Source organism: Klebsiella sp. PK18, from assembly GCF_057784655.1.
The window spans coordinates 4,418,630-4,435,411 of the sequence record NZ_CM173493.1 but is presented as its reverse complement, the minus strand read 5'-3'; the positions used below and the strand labels follow the sequence as shown (position 1 = coordinate 4,435,411).

Annotated in this window: 18 protein-coding genes; 9 read left to right on the top strand and 9 right to left on the bottom strand. The window is 57.1% G+C overall.

The annotated features are described in order from the left end of the window. Positions 1-62 precede the first annotated feature (62 nt). A complete protein-coding gene (locus tag AC3EMD_RS21895) occupies positions 63-404 on the bottom strand; it encodes a hypothetical protein (RefSeq protein WP_153242733.1) in 342 nt (113 codons plus the stop codon). Here AC3EMD_RS21895 and brnQ point away from each other — a divergent pair. From brnQ to malZ, 3 genes are all read left to right on the top strand, one after another. Further along, on the top strand, positions 396-1,715 hold the full coding sequence (brnQ, locus tag AC3EMD_RS21890; RefSeq protein ID WP_008805357.1) for a branched-chain amino acid transporter carrier protein BrnQ: 1,320 nt from the start codon (positions 396-398) through the stop codon (positions 1,713-1,715). The two genes, AC3EMD_RS21895 and brnQ, sit on opposite strands and share 9 nt — an antisense overlap. Positions 1,716-1,801: 86 nt before the next feature. Next, positions 1,802-3,175, top strand: coding sequence for a proline-specific permease ProY (proY, locus tag AC3EMD_RS21885; protein ID WP_008805358.1), 1,374 nt, complete (start codon positions 1,802-1,804; stop codon positions 3,173-3,175). 150 nt (positions 3,176-3,325) lie between these two features. Beyond that, a complete protein-coding gene (gene malZ, locus AC3EMD_RS21880) occupies positions 3,326-5,143 on the top strand; it encodes a maltodextrin glucosidase (RefSeq protein ID WP_008805359.1) in 1,818 nt (605 codons plus the stop codon). On the opposite strand, the gene AC3EMD_RS21875 is transcribed toward malZ, so the two are convergent. After that, positions 5,140-6,042, bottom strand: coding sequence for a LysR substrate-binding domain-containing protein (locus AC3EMD_RS21875; protein ID WP_012968843.1), 903 nt, complete (start codon positions 6,040-6,042; stop codon positions 5,140-5,142). The two genes, malZ and AC3EMD_RS21875, sit on opposite strands and share 4 nt — an antisense overlap. A 268-nt stretch (positions 6,043-6,310) precedes the next feature. On the opposite strand from AC3EMD_RS21875, the gene AC3EMD_RS21870 reads away from it, so the two are divergent. From AC3EMD_RS21870 to AC3EMD_RS21860, 3 genes are all read left to right on the top strand, one after another. After that, positions 6,311-6,952 carry a hydrolase gene (locus AC3EMD_RS21870; protein WP_002890357.1) on the top strand — a complete coding sequence of 214 codons (642 nt, stop codon included), beginning with the start codon at positions 6,311-6,313 and terminating at the stop codon, positions 6,950-6,952. Between the two features lie 185 nt (positions 6,953-7,137). Beyond that, on the top strand, positions 7,138-7,683 hold the full coding sequence (locus AC3EMD_RS21865; RefSeq protein ID WP_008805362.1) for an antibiotic biosynthesis monooxygenase: 546 nt from the start codon (positions 7,138-7,140) through the stop codon (positions 7,681-7,683). Between the two features lie 24 nt (positions 7,684-7,707). Beyond that, the gene (locus AC3EMD_RS21860) at positions 7,708-9,576 is read left to right on the top strand and encodes an amidohydrolase (protein ID WP_008805363.1); all 1,869 of its coding nucleotides are present in this window, start codon (positions 7,708-7,710) and stop codon (positions 9,574-9,576) included. 59 nt (positions 9,577-9,635) lie between these two features. On the opposite strand, the gene fba is transcribed toward AC3EMD_RS21860, so the two are convergent. From fba to AC3EMD_RS21835, 5 genes are all read right to left on the bottom strand, one after another. Next, positions 9,636-10,490, bottom strand: a complete 855-nt coding sequence (gene fba, locus AC3EMD_RS21855; protein ID WP_162493339.1) for a class II fructose-1,6-bisphosphate aldolase — start codon at positions 10,488-10,490, stop codon at positions 9,636-9,638. Between the two features lie 35 nt (positions 10,491-10,525). Then, on the bottom strand, positions 10,526-11,488 hold the full coding sequence (locus AC3EMD_RS21850; RefSeq protein WP_008805365.1) for a carbohydrate kinase family protein: 963 nt from the start codon (positions 11,486-11,488) through the stop codon (positions 10,526-10,528). Between the two features lie 65 nt (positions 11,489-11,553). After that, positions 11,554-12,945 carry a PTS ascorbate transporter subunit IIC gene (gene ulaA / locus AC3EMD_RS21845; RefSeq protein ID WP_012968840.1) on the bottom strand — a complete coding sequence of 464 codons (1,392 nt, stop codon included), beginning with the start codon at positions 12,943-12,945 and terminating at the stop codon, positions 11,554-11,556. A gap of 20 nt (positions 12,946-12,965) precedes the next feature. Next, positions 12,966-13,253 carry a PTS sugar transporter subunit IIB gene (locus tag AC3EMD_RS21840; protein ID WP_012968839.1) on the bottom strand — a complete coding sequence of 96 codons (288 nt, stop codon included), beginning with the start codon at positions 13,251-13,253 and terminating at the stop codon, positions 12,966-12,968. A 5-nt stretch (positions 13,254-13,258) separates the two neighbouring features. Continuing rightward, positions 13,259-13,702: a PTS sugar transporter subunit IIA gene (locus AC3EMD_RS21835; protein ID WP_012542703.1), complete on the bottom strand. Its 444-nt coding sequence runs from the start codon at positions 13,700-13,702 to the stop codon at positions 13,259-13,261. Between the two features lie 55 nt (positions 13,703-13,757). On the opposite strand from AC3EMD_RS21835, the gene AC3EMD_RS21830 reads away from it, so the two are divergent. Next, the gene (locus tag AC3EMD_RS21830; RefSeq protein WP_012542702.1) at positions 13,758-13,904 is read left to right on the top strand and encodes a hypothetical protein; all 147 of its coding nucleotides are present in this window, start codon (positions 13,758-13,760) and stop codon (positions 13,902-13,904) included. 144 nt (positions 13,905-14,048) lie between these two features. Here AC3EMD_RS21830 and AC3EMD_RS21825 read toward each other — a convergent pair whose 3' ends face one another. Further along, entirely contained in the window at positions 14,049-14,651 is a 603-nt protein-coding gene (locus tag AC3EMD_RS21825; RefSeq protein ID WP_004178733.1) for a peroxiredoxin, read from the bottom strand. A 127-nt stretch (positions 14,652-14,778) separates the two neighbouring features. Next, positions 14,779-15,360, bottom strand: a complete 582-nt coding sequence (gene acpH / locus AC3EMD_RS21820; protein ID WP_008805369.1) for an ACP phosphodiesterase — start codon at positions 15,358-15,360, stop codon at positions 14,779-14,781. 74 nt (positions 15,361-15,434) lie between these two features. Between acpH and AC3EMD_RS21815 the strand changes: the two genes are divergently transcribed. Together AC3EMD_RS21815 and queA are read left to right on the top strand one after the other, a co-directional pair. Beyond that, positions 15,435-15,551, top strand: a complete 117-nt coding sequence (locus AC3EMD_RS21815) for a hypothetical protein (RefSeq protein WP_004218831.1) — start codon at positions 15,435-15,437, stop codon at positions 15,549-15,551. A 64-nt stretch (positions 15,552-15,615) separates the two neighbouring features. After that, positions 15,616-16,680 (top strand): tRNA preQ1(34) S-adenosylmethionine ribosyltransferase-isomerase QueA, encoded by a 1,065-nt coding sequence (gene queA, locus AC3EMD_RS21810; protein WP_002890390.1) that lies wholly within the window; start codon positions 15,616-15,618, stop codon positions 16,678-16,680. The last annotated feature ends 102 nt before the right edge of the window (positions 16,681-16,782 follow it).

Sequence of the window (16,782 nt, the reverse complement as noted above, 5' to 3'; positions counted from 1 at the left end):
ATCTTGCCAATGACCAGCCCCGGCTGGTCATTTTCGTTGGCATCCCTTTTTTCCTCGCCTATTTAATGAACGCGTGCTGCTTTTTTGTTCGCATGATAAGCCACGGGTTTTCCATCAATATGGTAAATGATTCTGGTGTGAAACTGATAACCAGCATAATCATCTGCTTTTGCGATCGTGCCTTGCTTTAAAACGTTATAAGCGTTTAAATTGCGCCTGCGCAGTCGATGACAGACTGCTTTTGCGTGGTAATACCAAAAACAATTCTTTCCCACGCCGCTTCGGGAGCATATCTCGCTGAGTTTACCGGCAATGGCCGCTGTATCGTCCCTGAGAGGGGAGCGCGGTATTTTTCCATTTTTTACAACACCACATCCACAGGCAGTAATGAATTTATGACCCATCAGTTAAAATCTCGCGACATCATAGCGTTGGGCTTTATGACCTTCGCGTTGTTTGTTGGCGCAGGCAACATAATTTTCCCTCCGATGGTTGGCTTACAGGCGGGCGAGCACGTCTGGACTGCGGCGATCGGCTTCCTGATCACTGCGGTGGGTCTGCCGGTGCTGACGGTGGTGGCGCTGGCGAAAGTCGGCGGCGGCGTTGAAAGCCTGAGCACCCCGATTGGTAAAGTGGCGGGTATCCTGCTGGCGGTGGTGTGTTATCTCGCGGTGGGACCGCTGTTCGCGACCCCGCGCACCGCGACCGTCTCCTTTGAGGTCGGTATTGCGCCGCTGACCGGCGACGGCCCGCTGCCGCTGCTGATCTACAGCGTTATCTATTTCGCGCTGGTGATTCTGGTCTCCCTCTATCCGGGCAAACTGCTGGACACCGTGGGCAACTTCCTTGCGCCGCTGAAAATTATCGCCCTGATTGTGCTGGCGGTCGCGGCCATCATCTGGCCAGCGGGCCCGATCAGCGACGCGCTGGAAGCGTATCGTACGGCGCCATTCTCCAATGGCTTCGTCAACGGCTACCTGACCATGGATACCCTCGGCGCGATGGTGTTCGGGATCGTGATTGTCAATGCGGCACGCTCCCGCGGCGTCAGCGAAGCGCGTCTGTTGACCCGCTACACCGTCTGGGCTGGCCTGATGGCAGGCGTTGGCCTGACGCTGCTGTACCTGGCGTTGTTCCGTCTGGGTTCTGACAGCGCCACTCTCGTGGACCAGTCCGCCAACGGCGCGGCCATTCTGCACTCCTACGTGCAGCACACCTTCGGCGGGGCGGGCAGCTTCCTGCTGGCGGCGCTGATTTTCATCGCTTGCCTGGTGACGGCGGTGGGCCTGACCTGCGCCTGCGCCGAGTTCTTTGCCCAGTATCTGCCGTTCTCCTATCGCACGCTGGTCTTTATCCTTGGCCTGTTCTCGATGGCGGTCTCCAATCTGGGCCTGAGCCACCTGATTCAGGTGTCAATTCCGGTGCTGACCGCTATCTATCCGCCGTGTATCGCACTGGTTGTATTAAGCTTTACCCGCAGTTGGTGGCATAATTCGTCCCGCGTTATCGCGCCGGCCATGTTTATCAGTCTGATGTTTGGTATCATTGACGGGATTAAGTCATCGGCGTTTGCCGCGATTCTGCCGGCCTGGACCGCGCGTCTGCCGCTGGCGGAGCAGGGCCTGGCCTGGCTGATGCCCACCGCCGTGATGGTGTTCCTCGCGGTGATCTGGGATCGCGCAGCCGGACGTCAGGTGACTTCCAGCGCCCATTAACAGGCGTTAAGGAAAAGCGTTTAACCACGGGACTTCGGGTTCCGTGGTTTTTTATTTTTTGTGTTAAACGGCATTGAAAAACCACGATGGAAAGTAGTAACAAGCTTAAGCGCGGGCTAAGCACCCGGCATATCCGCTTTATGGCCCTGGGTTCCGCCATCGGCACCGGGCTTTTTTACGGCTCAGCCGACGCCATTAAAATGGCCGGACCCAGCGTGCTGTTGGCCTACATTATCGGTGGCGTCGCGGCATATATCATTATGCGGGCGCTCGGTGAGATGTCGGTGCATAACCCTGCCGCCAGCTCATTTTCCCGCTATGCCCAGGAAAACCTCGGCGGACTGGCGGGCTATATCACCGGCTGGACCTACTGCTTCGAAATCCTGATCGTCGCCATCGCCGACGTCACCGCCTTCGGTATCTACATGGGCGTCTGGTTCCCGACGGTGCCGCACTGGATCTGGGTGCTCAGCGTGGTACTGATCATCTGCGCCGTCAACCTGATGAGCGTCAAGGTGTTTGGTGAGCTGGAGTTCTGGTTCTCGTTCTTCAAAGTGGCCACCATTATCATCATGATCCTCGCCGGGTTCGGCATTATTATCTGGGGGATCGGCAACGGCGGCCAGCCGACCGGCATTCATAACCTGTGGAGCAACGGTGGCTTCTTCAGCAACGGCTGGCTGGGGATGGTGATGTCGCTGCAGATGGTGATGTTCGCCTACGGCGGCATCGAAATCATCGGTATTACCGCCGGTGAGGCGAAAGACCCGGAGAAATCCATTCCGCGCGCGATCAACTCGGTGCCGATGCGTATTCTGGTGTTCTACGTCGGCACACTGTTCGTCATTATGTCCATCTATCCGTGGAATCAGGTGGGAACCGACGGCAGCCCCTTTGTCCTGACCTTCCAGCATCTGGGCATTACCTTCGCGGCCAGTATTCTTAACTTCGTGGTCCTGACAGCCTCCCTGTCGGCGATTAACTCCGACGTGTTCGGCGTAGGTCGTATGCTGCACGGTATGGCTGAGCAGGGCAGCGCGCCGAAGGTGTTCGCTAAAACGTCGCGCCGCGGTATTCCGTGGGTGACGGTGATGGTGATGACTATTGCGCTATTGTTTGCGGTGTATCTCAATTACATCATGCCGGAAAACGTCTTCCTGGTGATCGCCTCCCTGGCCACCTTCGCCACGGTGTGGGTGTGGATTATGATCCTGTTGTCACAGATTGCCTTCCGCCGCCGTCTGTCGCCCGAAGAGGTCAAGGCGCTGAAATTCAAAGTGCCCGGCGGAGTGGTGACCACGGTAGTCGGCCTGGTGTTCCTGGCCTTTATTATCGCCCTGATCGGCTATCATCCGGATACCCGTATCTCGCTGTATGTCGGTATGGCGTGGATCGGCCTGCTGCTGCTGGGCTGGGTCTTTAAGACCCGTCGCGATCGCCGCCTGGCGCAGGCACAGTAAATGCACCGCCCCGGTCAGCATCACGCGACCGGGGCGGCTTGCAGTCCCGCGTCCTCCCCCGTTATCCTCCCCCAAAAAATCCTGTGATGATGAGTTCTGCGCCTGACGGCTATGGCAAGGTGTGCCCATTCTGCACAATGAGGATTCACGATGTTGAAGGCATGGCACCTTCCGGTTGCACCCTTTATCAAGGTGCAACAGGACCGACTGTTTATTACCCTGTGGTTAAGCGGTGAGTCGCTGCCGCAGCGGATCACGCTGCGCGCGGAAGAGGATAACGAAGAGCTGTCGCTGCCGATGCAGCGGCTCCGTCAGGCGCCGCAGCCAGGCGTGGTGGCATGGCGCGGTGAAATCTCTCTCGCCAGCGGCCAGCCGCGCCGCCGCTACAGCTTTAAGCTGCTGTGGGCCGACCATCAGCGCTGGTTTACGCCACAAGGTTTCACCCGTTTCCCGCCGGCCAGGCTGGAACAGTTTGCCATTGACCTGCCGGACGCCGGCCCGCAGTGGGTGGCCGATCAGGTGTTCTATCAGATTTTCCCCGATCGCTTTGCCCGCAGCGCCGCGCGTGACGCCGACCAGGATGCGGTCTATTACCATCACGCGGCGGGACGGGAGATTGTGCGCAAGGCATGGGACGAACCGCTAACCGGTGAAGCGGGCGGGTCGACGTTCTACGGCGGCGATCTCGACGGCATCAGCGAAAAACTTCCCTACCTGAAGCAACTCGGCGTCACCGCCCTCTATCTGAACCCGGTTTTCGCCGCCCCCAGCGTGCATAAATACGATACCGAGGATTATCGGCGCGTCGATCCGCAGTTTGGCGGCGACGCGGCGCTGCTCCGGCTGCGCCACAACACCCAGCGGGCGGGGATGCGCATGATCCTCGACGGGGTGTTCAACCATACCGGCGATTCCCATCCCTGGTTCGACCGACACCAGCAGGGCAGCGGCGGCGCCGGCCATTACCCGGATTCTCCGTGGCGCGACTGGTTTACCTTCTCAGAGGAGGGGCAGGCGCACAACTGGCTGGGCTATGCCAGTCTGCCGAAGCTCGACTATCGCTCGACCAGCCTGGTCAACGAGATCTATGCCGGCGAGGACAGTATCGTACGCCACTGGCTGAAGGCGCCGTGGAGCATGGACGGCTGGCGTCTGGACGTGGTGCATATGCTGGGCGAAGGCGGCGGGGCGCGGAATAACCTGCAGCATATCGCCGGCATCACTCAGGCGGCAAAACAAACGCAGCCGGAAGCCTTTGTCTTTGGCGAACATTTTGGCGATGCGCGACAATGGCTGCAGGCGGATGCCGAAGATGCGGCGATGAACTATCGCGGCTTTACCTTCCCGATCTGGGGATTCCTCGCCAATACCGATATCTCTTACGATCCGCAGAAGATAGACGCCCAGACCTGCATGGCGTGGATGGATAATTATCGCGCCGGGCTGTCGCATCAGCAGCAGCTGCGGATGTTCAACCAGCTCGACAGCCATGATACGGCGCGCTTTAAATCGCTCCTTGGTAAAGACGTAGCGCGCCTGCCGCTGGCGGTGGTGTGGCTGTTTAGCTGGCCGGGCGTACCGTGCATCTACTACGGCGACGAGGTGGGCGTGGATGGCAACAACGATCCGTTCTGCCGCAAACCGTTCCCGTGGGATCCGGCGCTGCAGGATACCCAGTTGCTGGCGCTGTATCAGCGGATGGCGAAACTGCGTAAGGCCCAGCAGGCGCTGCGCTACGGCGGCTGTCAGGTGATTTACGCCGAGGATAACGTGGTGGTGTTTGTCCGGGTCTACAAACAGCAGCGCGTGCTGGTGGCGATTAACCGCGGGGAAGCCTGCGAGGTGGTTATCGAGGATTCGCCGCTGCTGAACGTGGCCGGGTGGACGCTGCTGGAAGGCGCCGGCGCCTTTCAGGACGGGGTGCTGACCCTCCCGGCCATCTCCGCCAGCGTCTGGTCCGGCCGTTAACGGTAGAGCTGGCTCAGCAGGTCGCCGCGGAGGAGCGCCTCCCGCCACCAGCGCTGAGCCAGCCCGTCATTCCCGCTGCGCCAGGCCATGTAGGTGATATCTTTTTCCCGCCAGCAGGCGACGCTTTTCTCCACCAGACTGCCTTTTTCCAGCCATGGGCGAGCGATATGGCGCGGCAGAAAGCCGCAGCCCAACCCGGCGCACAGCAGTTCGACTTTACTGGCGAAATCATCGACGCCGATTTGCGGCTGCTCGTCGAGGAGATTGCTGTTTAGCGGATGGCAATAACGGGCGCTGTCGCGGATCACGATGGCCCGATGTTGGCTGAGCTGTTTATTGGTCAGTGGCTCCTTCGCCTGAGCCAGCGGGTGGGCGGGGGCAACCACGAAAATATTATCCAGTGCGCCGAGGGTTTGCCATGACCACTCTGCAGAGGTCGGGGGCTCATTGATGGCGCCGAGGATAATATCCGCGCCATGGTGGGTCAGCTCTTCCCACGAACCGGCGAGGGTGTGATGACTGAAGTTCAGCCGCGTCTGCGGGTTTTGCGCATAAAATTCGGCGATCAGCGGTAGCAGGGCAGAAAAGGGAAACGAAGCATCGAGAGCGATCGCCAGCTCTCGCTCCCAGCCCGCGCTCAGCTGCTGCGCCTGCTTTTCCAGATCTCTGGCGGCGCTCAATAGCTGCCGTCCCTTCTCCAGCATCAGCCTACCGGTATCGGTAAACTTCGCCCGGTGGCCAGAGCGATCCAACAGCACAATATCCAGATCGCTCTCCAGCTTCTGGATCATATAGCTCAGGGCGGCGGGGGTTTTATACAGCGACTCCGCGGCGGTGGCGAAGGACCCGTGTCTGTCCAGGGCATCAAGGATCATGAGTACATCAAAATTCACACGCATGGGGGAGCTATCCATTAATTTATTTTCCCTTGTTGTACCTAAGCACAATAATCAATGCCAGTGAATAAATCAGAACAGTTTGGCGTAAAAATTTGATTAATGCGGATGCGAGCAAATCCTTGCTACGGGCAAAAAAATAAACCACAAAAAAACTTTAATAACTTGTTAGAAATAACTGGCTATACTCACCATGCTTTATCAGTCAGGATCCACACGACGCATTAACCATCATGTCATCTTTTTAACTCATTGATTAAGAAGGTATTTAATGTCTATTCGTGAACTGCTCGATCCCACTAATTCCGCACTTATCTTTATTGACCACCAGCCGCAGATGTCATTTGGCGTGGCGAATATCGATCGCCAGACCCTGAAAAATAACACCGTGGCGCTGGCGAAAGCGGGCAAAATTTTTAATGTGCCAGTGATTTATACCTCCGTAGAGACCAAAAGCTTCAGCGGTTATATCTGGCCGGAATTATTGGCCGTGCATCCTGACGTCAAGCCGATTGAACGTACCTCGATGAACTCCTGGGAAGACGACGCGTTTGTGGCGGCGGTGAAAGCGACCGGCCGTAAAAAGCTGGTGATTTCCGCCCTGTGGACCGAAGTCTGCCTGACCTTCCCGGCGTTGATGGCGCTGGAGGCGGGCTACGAGGTCTATGTGGTGACGGATACCTCCGGCGGCACCTCTGTCGACGCCCATGAGCGGTCTATTGACCGGATGGTGCAGGCGGGGGCGGTACCGGTGACCTGGCAACAGGTGCTGCTGGAGTACCAGCGCGACTGGTCGCGCAAAGCGACCTACGATGCGGTGATGGACCTCGTACGCGAACACAGCGGCGCCTACGGGATGGGCGTGGATTACGCTTATACCATGGTGCATGGCGCGCCGGAGCGTAAAGCGTAAATCACTTCATCCTTCAGGCTGCCTGATCTTCGGCTGCGTTTACCCGTCCCCGGTCGCTGACTTATCTCCGCTCAGGGGGACGTGCCGGCTTGCCGCCTCGACGTAGCATGAATGATGTTGTGTATGGTCATCTGTGGCTAATGGCGGGAACAATCCCGCCATTCCCCTGAAGCAAGGAACTCTCTATGGCGCAGCAAAAATCGGTGACCCTGGTCATCAGCCATCTGCTCGATCCGCAACACGGCCAGCGCTACGAGGAGTGGCTCGGTAAAATTATGCCCATTGCGGCCGAGTTTCCCGGCCATCTCGGCGCGAATGTGATCCGGCCCGCCGCAGGGCAGAATCTGTGGAGCGTCATAATCCGCTTCGATACCCTGGAGCACCTCTACGCCTGGACGCAGTCGGAAACCCGTCGGCAGCTGGTGGCAGAGATTGCGCCGCTGCTGACGGAAGGCGATCGGACGGAGGTGCGGACCGAGCCGGCCTTCTGGTTTACCCCGCCGACGGCGAACGTGCGCCAGCCGCGGCGCTGGAAACAGTTTCTGATCACCCTGCTGGTGATTTTTCCCAGCACCAACCTGGTGCCTGCGGTCACCGGTATGCTGTTGCCGTCGCTCAAAGGGAGCCTGCTGCTGCACCTGATCAATGATGCCTGCGTGGTTGCGCTGGTGGTCTGGTTCTGGATGCCCATCGTGACCCGCCTGTTTGCTGGCTGGTTAAAGAAAAACTGAGTCAGCCTCCTCAAGGAGTGCGTTATGTCGCAAACTGCCACACTGATTCTGACCCACGGTCAGATTCATACCCTCGATCGCGCGAATCCCCTGGCGGAAGCCGTGGCCATCGCCGACGGAAAAATTGTTGCTACCGGAAGCCACGATCGGATCATGAGCTTTGCCGCCGAGGGGACGCAAATCGTCGATCTCAAAGGGCATACGGTGATCCCGGGCCTCAACGATTCTCACCTGCACCTGATCCGCGGCGGGTTGAACTACAACCTTGAGCTCCGCTGGGAGGGCGTTCCCTCGCTGGCCGATGCCCTGCGAATGCTTAAGGATCAGGCGGATCGCACACCCTCTCCGCAGTGGGTGCGGGTGGTCGGCGGCTGGAGCGAATTTCAGTTCGCTGAGCGGCGGATGCCGACCCTGGAAGAGCTGAACGACGCGGCGCCCGATACGCCGGTGTTTGTGCTGCATCTCTACGATCGCGCGCTGCTGAACCGCGCGGCGCTGAAAGCCGTGGGGTATACCAAAGAGACGCCGGATCCGGTGGGCGGAGAGATCGTCCGCGATAGCCGCGGCAACCCGACCGGGATGCTGATCGCCAAACCGAACGCCATGATCCTTTACGCTACTCTGGCCAAAGGGCCGAAGCTGCCGCTGGATCTGCAGGTGAACTCTACCCGTCAGTTTATGCGCGAGCTGAACCGACTGGGGCTGACCAGCGCCATCGACGCCGGGGGCGGCTTCCAGAACTATCCGGAAGATTACGAAATTATCGAACAGCTGCACGCGAAAGATCAGATGACCGTGCGCATCGCCTACAACCTGTTTACCCAGCGGCCGAAGCAGGAGCTGGAGGATTTCGAACGCTGGACCGATATGCTGAAGCCGGGGCAGGGGACCGACTTCTATCGCGCCAACGGCGCCGGCGAGATGCTGGTGTTCTCGGCTGCGGATTTTGAAGATTTCCTGCAGCCGCGGCCGGATCTGCCGCAAGGCATGGAGGATGAGCTTGAGCGGGTGGTGCGCCATCTGGTGGAGCATCGCTGGCCGTTCCGCCTGCATGCCACCTACGACGAGTCCATCAGCCGGATGCTGGACGTGTTTGAGAAGGTGAACCGCGATATCCCGTTTAATGGCCTGCACTGGTTCTTCGATCATGCCGAGACCATTACCGAGCGTAACATTGAGCGGGTGAAGGCGCTGGGGGGCGGTATTGCGGTGCAGCACCGGATGGCCTTCCAGGGCGAATACTTTGTCGATCGCTATGGTAAAGAGGCGGTGAAACATACTCCGCCGGTAGCGAAAATGCTGGAACTGGACGTGCCGGTGGGGCTGGGCACCGATGCCACCCGCGTCGCCAGTTATAATCCGTGGACCGCACTGTACTGGCTGGTCTCCGGGCGCACCGTTGGCGGGATGGCGATGTACGACGACGACAACCGCCTGCCGCGCGATGTCGCGCTGGAGCTGTGGACGGCGGGCAGCGCCTGGTTCTCCAGCGAGCAGGGCAAGAAAGGCCGTCTGGCCGCCGGTCAGCTTGCCGATCTGGTGGTGCTGTCGAAAGACTACTTCAGCGTCGCGGAAGAGGAGATCAAAGGCATTGAGTCCGTGTTAACGGTGGTTGATGGCAAAGTGGTGTACGCTGCCGGTCACTTTTCGCCGCTGGCGCCGCCGCCCATTCCGGTGCTACCGGAGTGGTCACCGGTGGTGAAGGTCCCGGGCCATTACCGTTCCGCTCCGCCGGCGGCGGCTAAAATCGGCGCCATGGTGCAGATGCACCAGTGCTGCGGCAGCTGCGGCGTTCACGGCCACCAACATGATATTGCGCGCAGGTCGTCGATTCCGGTCTCCGATGAGCAAGCTTTCTGGGGCGTGCTGGGCTGCTCCTGCTTTGCCTTCTGATACCTTGACGCCTCCGCCCCGGCAGCTTCGGGGCGGAGGTTTCAGCCGCAGGCCCGGCGTCAATAGCGCTGCTGTGAGCCAAAAAGCGCCATGCGGCGGGCAATCATCTCGCGTACCGGCTGCAGTCCCTGGGTGATGACTTTCCGCGGATCGTTCACATCGTGCCCGGTATCGGCGGCAAAGATCGCTTTCACCTGCTGGCACCAGGCGTACATGTTTTCGGTATTGACGTTAATCTTGGCGGTGCCGCAGGCAATCGCCCGGCGCATATCCTCATCGGCAATACCGGTGCCGCCATGCAGCACCAGCGGGACCTTCACGCGCTCGGCAATGGCTTTCATCTCAGTAAATCCCAGCCGGGCTTTACCTTTATACAGACCATGGGTGGAACCCAGCGCGGCGGCGAGGCAATCCACCTGCGTTTCTGTCACCAGGGTGTAGCACTCTTCAGGATCGGCGTAAATGACCTCGGAGTTAACGATACCATCTTCACTGCCGGCGATGGTCCCCAGTTCGGCTTCCACGGAGATGCCCTTGCTGTGCGCCAGCGCCACCAGGTGGCGGGTGATGGTCAGGTTTTCCCTGAACGGCAGATGTGAACCATCAAACATAATGGAACTGAAGCCGGCAGCGATCGCGGCTTCGCAGGCCTCCTGGGTAGTGCCGTGATCCAGATGCAGAGCCACCGGAATATCAATATGTAAATAATCTATGGCATTCACCACAATATCATGAATACATTTTAACCCGAGCATATGCTTAACCGTGCCGCCGGACACGCCCAAAATAACCGGTGAGCGGCACTGCTGGGCGGTGCTTAATACGGCGCCGACCCATTCCAGATTATTAATGTTGAACTGACCGACGGCGTAACCGTTCTTTAGGGCATGCTGAAGCATGTCCTTCATCGACACTAACATATTCACCTCTTGATATGTATTAAACGCAGTTATTCTTCAAAATATTGCTTTAAGTTTCTCTCGTAGCTATTTAGCGAGTGGTGGACGACCGCCAGATCCGGCATCGATTCCCGTACCCCTTTTTTCTCAATAGAAATAGCGGCGGTCAGGCTGGCAAATAAAATAATATTATCTATATGCCACGAATAATGGACGCCATAGGTAAAGGCACCGTGAAAAACATCCCCGGCGCCGGTGGTATCAACGGCATTGCACAGCCAGGACGGGACGATCTGCAGCATACCGCTCTTTAAGAAGGCGCAGCCTTTTTCGCCAAGGGTGATAAACGCCTCGCCGCGGCAAATTTTATTCAGTTCAATCAGGGCCGCTTTAATGTCTGCTTCGGTGCTCAGTGAACGATAGCTCATATAATCGCGGGCAAAATGTTCGCTTACGACAAAATAGTCAGTCCAGGCCGCCAGTTTAATATTGCTGGCACGCAGTGAACCCCCGTCCATCACGACTTTGGCGTGGGGCAGTTTCTTGATTAAATATTCACTGATTTCTGCCTCATGGCCGTCAATTAAAATGGTGACCGGCTCCTCGCTGGCAATCAGCCGCTCGGCGAGGTCGTCCAGTTTGAGCTTTTGATCGTAGGTCAGGGAAGGTGGCGTTTGCATCTTGCGGGTAATAATCGTCCGCGAACCCGTTAAGCGATTGACCAGCACCGAGGCCAGCGGAGTGATCATGTCATCGGAAAAAACCACCTGGCTGGTATCCACGCCCGCTTCGGCAAACTCATCGATAATGCGCTGACCGTAAAGGTCCTGATGCAGATGACCAATGTAATAGACTTCCTCACCCCATAATCCTAGCAGCCATGCCGCATTGGCCGCTGGGCCGCCGCCGCTTTCTATAAAATCATGACAAAAGTTTTTGGTATTCTCCTGAGGCCATTCATTGAGAAAGAAAAACTGATCGAAACAAGCAAATCCAATGGACAAAATAGCCATAACCACTCCTGATTATTGGTCAGCGGCGGGAAGCCTGACCTCCCCGCCGGGAAAAATGACGTCGCTTATTCATTTTTCTGCTTCGCCGTGAGCTCCTCATAGCTGAGCGTATCGCCAACCACCCGTACGTGACGGAAACAGAAAGGCGCCAGCAGCGCGACGAGCAGCACCAGACAAATCAGGTAGATAGTGACCTGGCCAAACTGGGTGAAGGCGTTACCGATAATGATGCCCCATACCGCGAAGTCGAAATCGGCGAAGGTGCTGTTTTCAAACCCGAGGTTGCCGAGCGCCGGCAGCAGCATCGCCGGCAGGAAGGCGAGGAAGATCCCCCCGATAAAGGAGGCGATGATACATCCGCGCTTGCCGCCCAGCTTGTCGGCGAAGACGCCGGACGTGCCGCCGCAGAAGAAGTGCGGCACCATGCCGGGAATAATCAGCGCCATGCCCAGCCCGCCGAGCAAGAGCATCCCGACCAGCCCGCCCACGAAGGAGCTGATGAATCCCACCACCACGGCGGTGGGGCTAAAGGTGAAGAATACCGCGCAGTCAACGGCCGGGATGGAGTCCGGGATCAGCTTCTGGCTGATGCCCTGGAATGCCGGCACCAGATCGCCGAGGATCAGCCGCACACCGTTGTACACAATGGCCACGCCAACGGCGAATTGCAGGCCGGTCAGCACCGAGAAGATCAGCATGTTTTGGTCGGTGATGGTGCTCAGGTATGCCGACCCGGCGACAGCGCTGCAGATAAAGTAGATAACAAACATCACGATACCGGTGGTGACGGTGGTATCGCGCAGAAAGCCCCACTTTTCTGAAATTTCGGTATCCGCGAAGGAATTTGCCGGATTGCCGGTCCGGCTGGCGATCCATGCCGAGAGGTAGTAGCCGAGGGAGCCGAAATGACCCATGGCGATCCCACCGTCTTCCGTGACCTGCTTGGTGTAACGCTGACCAATCGCGGGGGAGATGGCCGACCATGACCCCAGCAGGAATCCGCCGATCAGGATCAACATCCAGCCATGGAACTCCGCCGCCTGCAGGACAGCGGAAAACAGGCAGGCGAGGAAGAACGAGTGATGGCCGGTCAGAAAGATATATTTATACTTGGTACAGCGGGCGATAATCAGGTTGAAAATAAAGCCTAACAGCAAAATACTCATGGTTTCCACGCCCAGCATCTTCTGGGCGACGGAGACAATGGCTTCATTGTTTGGAATAACGCCGCGGATATTAAACCCGGCCTCGATAATACCGCCCAGCGGGTTGAGATTGGCAACGATAACGCCTGCGCCAGCGCTCAACATTAAATAGCCTAGAATCGGTTTTAATGTGCCGGTAAGGAGTTTGTTACCGGGGGAGCGCAGCGCCACTAAACCGACAAAAGCAATCAGCCCCATTAAAAAAGCAGGTTGACTGAATATTTCCGCTAAGAAACTAAGAATAGCCTGCATGGTCGTTCCCTCTATGTTAATTAAGAGTGATTCGCCGCAATTTTGGTCAGCGCGTCGGTAATATCCTCGGCGATTTTCGCTTTATGGACATAGCTGCGAATGATGGCGACATGACAGTGGGCTGGAAATTGATTTGCCAGTTCTTTGATCGTGACGTAAAGGTCGGCTTTTTCGCCGACGGCGTTAGCAAAATCGACCGAGGCGACGTCCGCTTTGATACCTAATTCTTCACAGATCTTTTTGACATTATTCGCAGCCATCAATGAACTGCCAATACCGTTACCACAAACTGTTCTGATAACTAACATAATGACTACTCCATTTGTTTTTGGATGAAATGTAAGACTGAATTCACGTCATTTTCCTGCTGAAGGAAGGTCACAATATCTGACTCGATCAGCGAGGCTATCAGTTGGATCATTTTGATATGACTGTCAGCGTCCGCGCCGGCGATAGCGATGATCACGGTAACCGGATCGAACTCATCGTGGCCGAAGGAGATTGGCGTGGCGGTGGTGACAAGCGAAAATCCGGTTTGCAATGCCCCTTTTTCCGGCCGGGCGTGCGGCATGGCAATCCCGTCGTCTATGACGATGGCAGCGCCGAAATCTTCATATACCGTCAGCATCTCGTTGACATATTCGGCGCTGCAAATCTGACGCCTGGCGAGTAATGAACCCGCCAGTTCGATGGCCTCTTCCGCACGGGAAATATTCTGCTTAAGGGCGATTAACGACGGGTCAAAAATAATTTCCATCCTCAGCTCCTGAACGTATTCCTGTTCCTGAGTAAAATCATGACTAAATACATTGATGAAAATGATGGATGAGATCACATCCGGGGTTTTAAATATTGATGGGGATCACATCGACGGCAAAGTACCGGCAGAAAACGATATAAATAATTTATGTATTTTTCAGTGGGTTATGAAGGCTTTGTATTTTGACGCTGAAATTTGACAGAGAAAAAGTGAGAGGTAGGGCGAATTTTTTCGGCAGAAGTGTATCTCTGGTCACAAATATCGGCGGGTCATTTTCTTAAATTTTGACACCGCTAACAAAAAAGGCCCGCCTGAGCGAGCCTTTTATTAAAACGCGTGCCGATTACAGGCTGGAGACGTTTTCGGTCAGGTATTTTGCTACGCCTTCCGGAGAAGCAGCCATACCTTCTTTTCCTTTTTCCCACTGCGCCGGGCAGACTTCGCCGTGCTCTTCGTGGAACTGCAGCGCATCAACCATACGCAGCATTTCGTCGATGTTACGGCCCAGCGGCAGGTCGTTAACCACCTGGTGGCGTACCACGCCGTTAGCGTCGATCAGGAAAGAGCCGCGCAGCGCTACGCCTTCGTCCGGATGCTCGATACCGTAAGCTTTCTGGATTTCACGTTTGATGTCAGCAACCATCGCGTATTTAACCGGGCCGATACCGCCCTGGTCTACCGGGGTGTTACGCCATGCGTTGTGAACGAACTCGGAATCGAAGGAAACGCCAACCACTTCCACGCCGCGTTTCTGGAATTCTTCGTAACGTTTGTCGAACGCGATCAGCTCAGACGGGCACACGAAAGTGAAGTCCATCGGCCAGAAGAACAGAACGGTAGGTTTACCGTTGGTGTGCTGTTTGAAATTGAATTTCTCAACGATCTCACCATTACCCAGCACAGCGGCTGCAGTAAAATCCGGCGCTTGACGAGTGACCAGAACCATTTGATTCTCCTGTAATTACTAAGGTTATTTGGAACGCAACGCGGGCAAGTATAGAGCCTGGCCGCTAATAACACAAAGAGGCGCTAACAATCGTTCAGCCAGCTTTTACCTATCAATCACGTGGCTATTACAGCTGTTTGTTTTCTGCCAGGCGCATCATTTGCGGATAAAAGCGCCAGAACTGCCCCTCCAGCTGGTCGTAGTGGGTATCCAGATCCTGCCAGGAATCGCGTAGGGCGTCGAGACGCGGACGGCGGCTGGCCATGCCGTTAAGCACGCGCTGAATAAAATCCATCTCCTGATAGCGCTCCAGCCAGCGCTCCGACCACAGGTACTGATTCAGATTGACGAAGCGTGGCGGCGAGTCGGGCAGGATGGGGACGATCTGCTGCTCGGCGTAGCGCACGAACTCGTCCAGCGGCAGGTCAGGGGAGAGCTGCGCCCAGTGCTGCGACAGGAAATGATCCCACATGACATCGAGGGTGATGGGGGCGACGCGACGGGTTTGCGGGCGAAACCACTCCCGCGCCTCTTTGACTTCCGCCAGGTTGTCAGTCATCACGTCAATCCGGCGATGCATATAGATGCCGTCGATGATCTCAGCCGGATAGTCGCCCTGCGGGTTGCCGCGCACAAAATCGGCCATCAGGTTGCCGGGCAGCGAGCTGTCGGCGAGATGGGCGAGGTGCAGGTGGGCGAGAAAATTCATAAAACGACATCCTTTAAATACGAGCGGGCAGGTGGAATCACCGATGTTGCGCTGAACGGCGCCTCGGTGTCCGCATGGCATGCTGCCTGGCTGCGCGCGGCACCTTTGCCACCGGTAAGGCATTCGGTTGCCGCATGGCGGCATTCGGAATGATTTGGAATATAGATTATGTCATTCATCCGGAGGGGTAAAGGTTGCAGGCGGAACGCCCCGGCACTAGACTACCCGCCTCTTTATTCAGTCTGAGTTACCGTCATGCGCGTTACCGATTTTGCTTTTGAACTACCCGAATCTCTGATCGCCCACTATCCGATGCCTGAGCGCAGCAGCTGCCGCCTGCTCTCCCTGGACGGGCCGACGGGCGCGCTGACGCATGGCACCTTCACCGACATCCTCGATAAGCTCAATCCCGGCGATCTGCTGGTGTTTAACAACACCCGGGTGATCCCGGCGCGTCTGTTCGGCCGTAAGGCCAGCGGCGGCAAGATTGAAGTGCTGGTGGAGCGGATGCTGGATGATAAGCGCATCCTGGCCCATATTCGCGCCTCAAAAGCGCCGAAGCCGGGCGCCGAGCTGCTGCTGGGCGATGACGAGAGCATTAAGGCCACGATGCTGGCGCGTCATGGCGCGCTGTTTGAAGTGGAATTTAACGACGAGCGTCCGGTGCTGGAGATCCTCAACGGGATCGGCCATATGCCGCTGCCGCCCTACATTGACCGCCCGGACGAAGACGCTGATCGCGAACTCTATCAAACCGTCTACGGCACCAGGCCGGGCGCGGTAGCCGCCCCGACCGCCGGTCTGCACTTCGACGAACCGCTGCTGGACAAACTGCGCGCTAAAGGCGTTGAGATGGCGTTTGTCACCCTGCACGTGGGGGCGGGGACTTTCCAGCCGGTGCGCGTCGACAGCATTGAAGAGCACACCATGCACTCTGAATATGCGGAAGTGCCGCAGGAGGTGGTCGATGCGGTGCTGGCGGCGAAAGCGCGCGGCAACCGCGTGATTGCGGTAGGCACCACCTCGGTACGCTCGCTGGAGAGCGCGGCGCAGGCGGCGAAAGACGCCCTGATCGCGCCGTTCTTCGACGATACGCAGATTTTCATCTACCCGGGTTATCAGTACCAGGTGATCGATGCGCTGGTAACCAACTTCCATCTCCCTGAATCCACACTGATTATGCTGGTGTCGGCGTTTGCGGGTTATCAGCACACCATGAACGCCTATAAGGTGGCGGTGGAGCAGAAATATCGCTTTTTTAGCTACGGGGATGCGATGTTTATCACGTACAATCCGCAGGCTATTTCTGAGCGTCCCTGACAAGGCCGGCCCGCCGGCGTTTTGGACGCCATGACGCATTTTTTAGCCACGGAATCATTCCGTGGCGAGTATGAAAACGTCGGACTGTTTTTCTGACGCAGG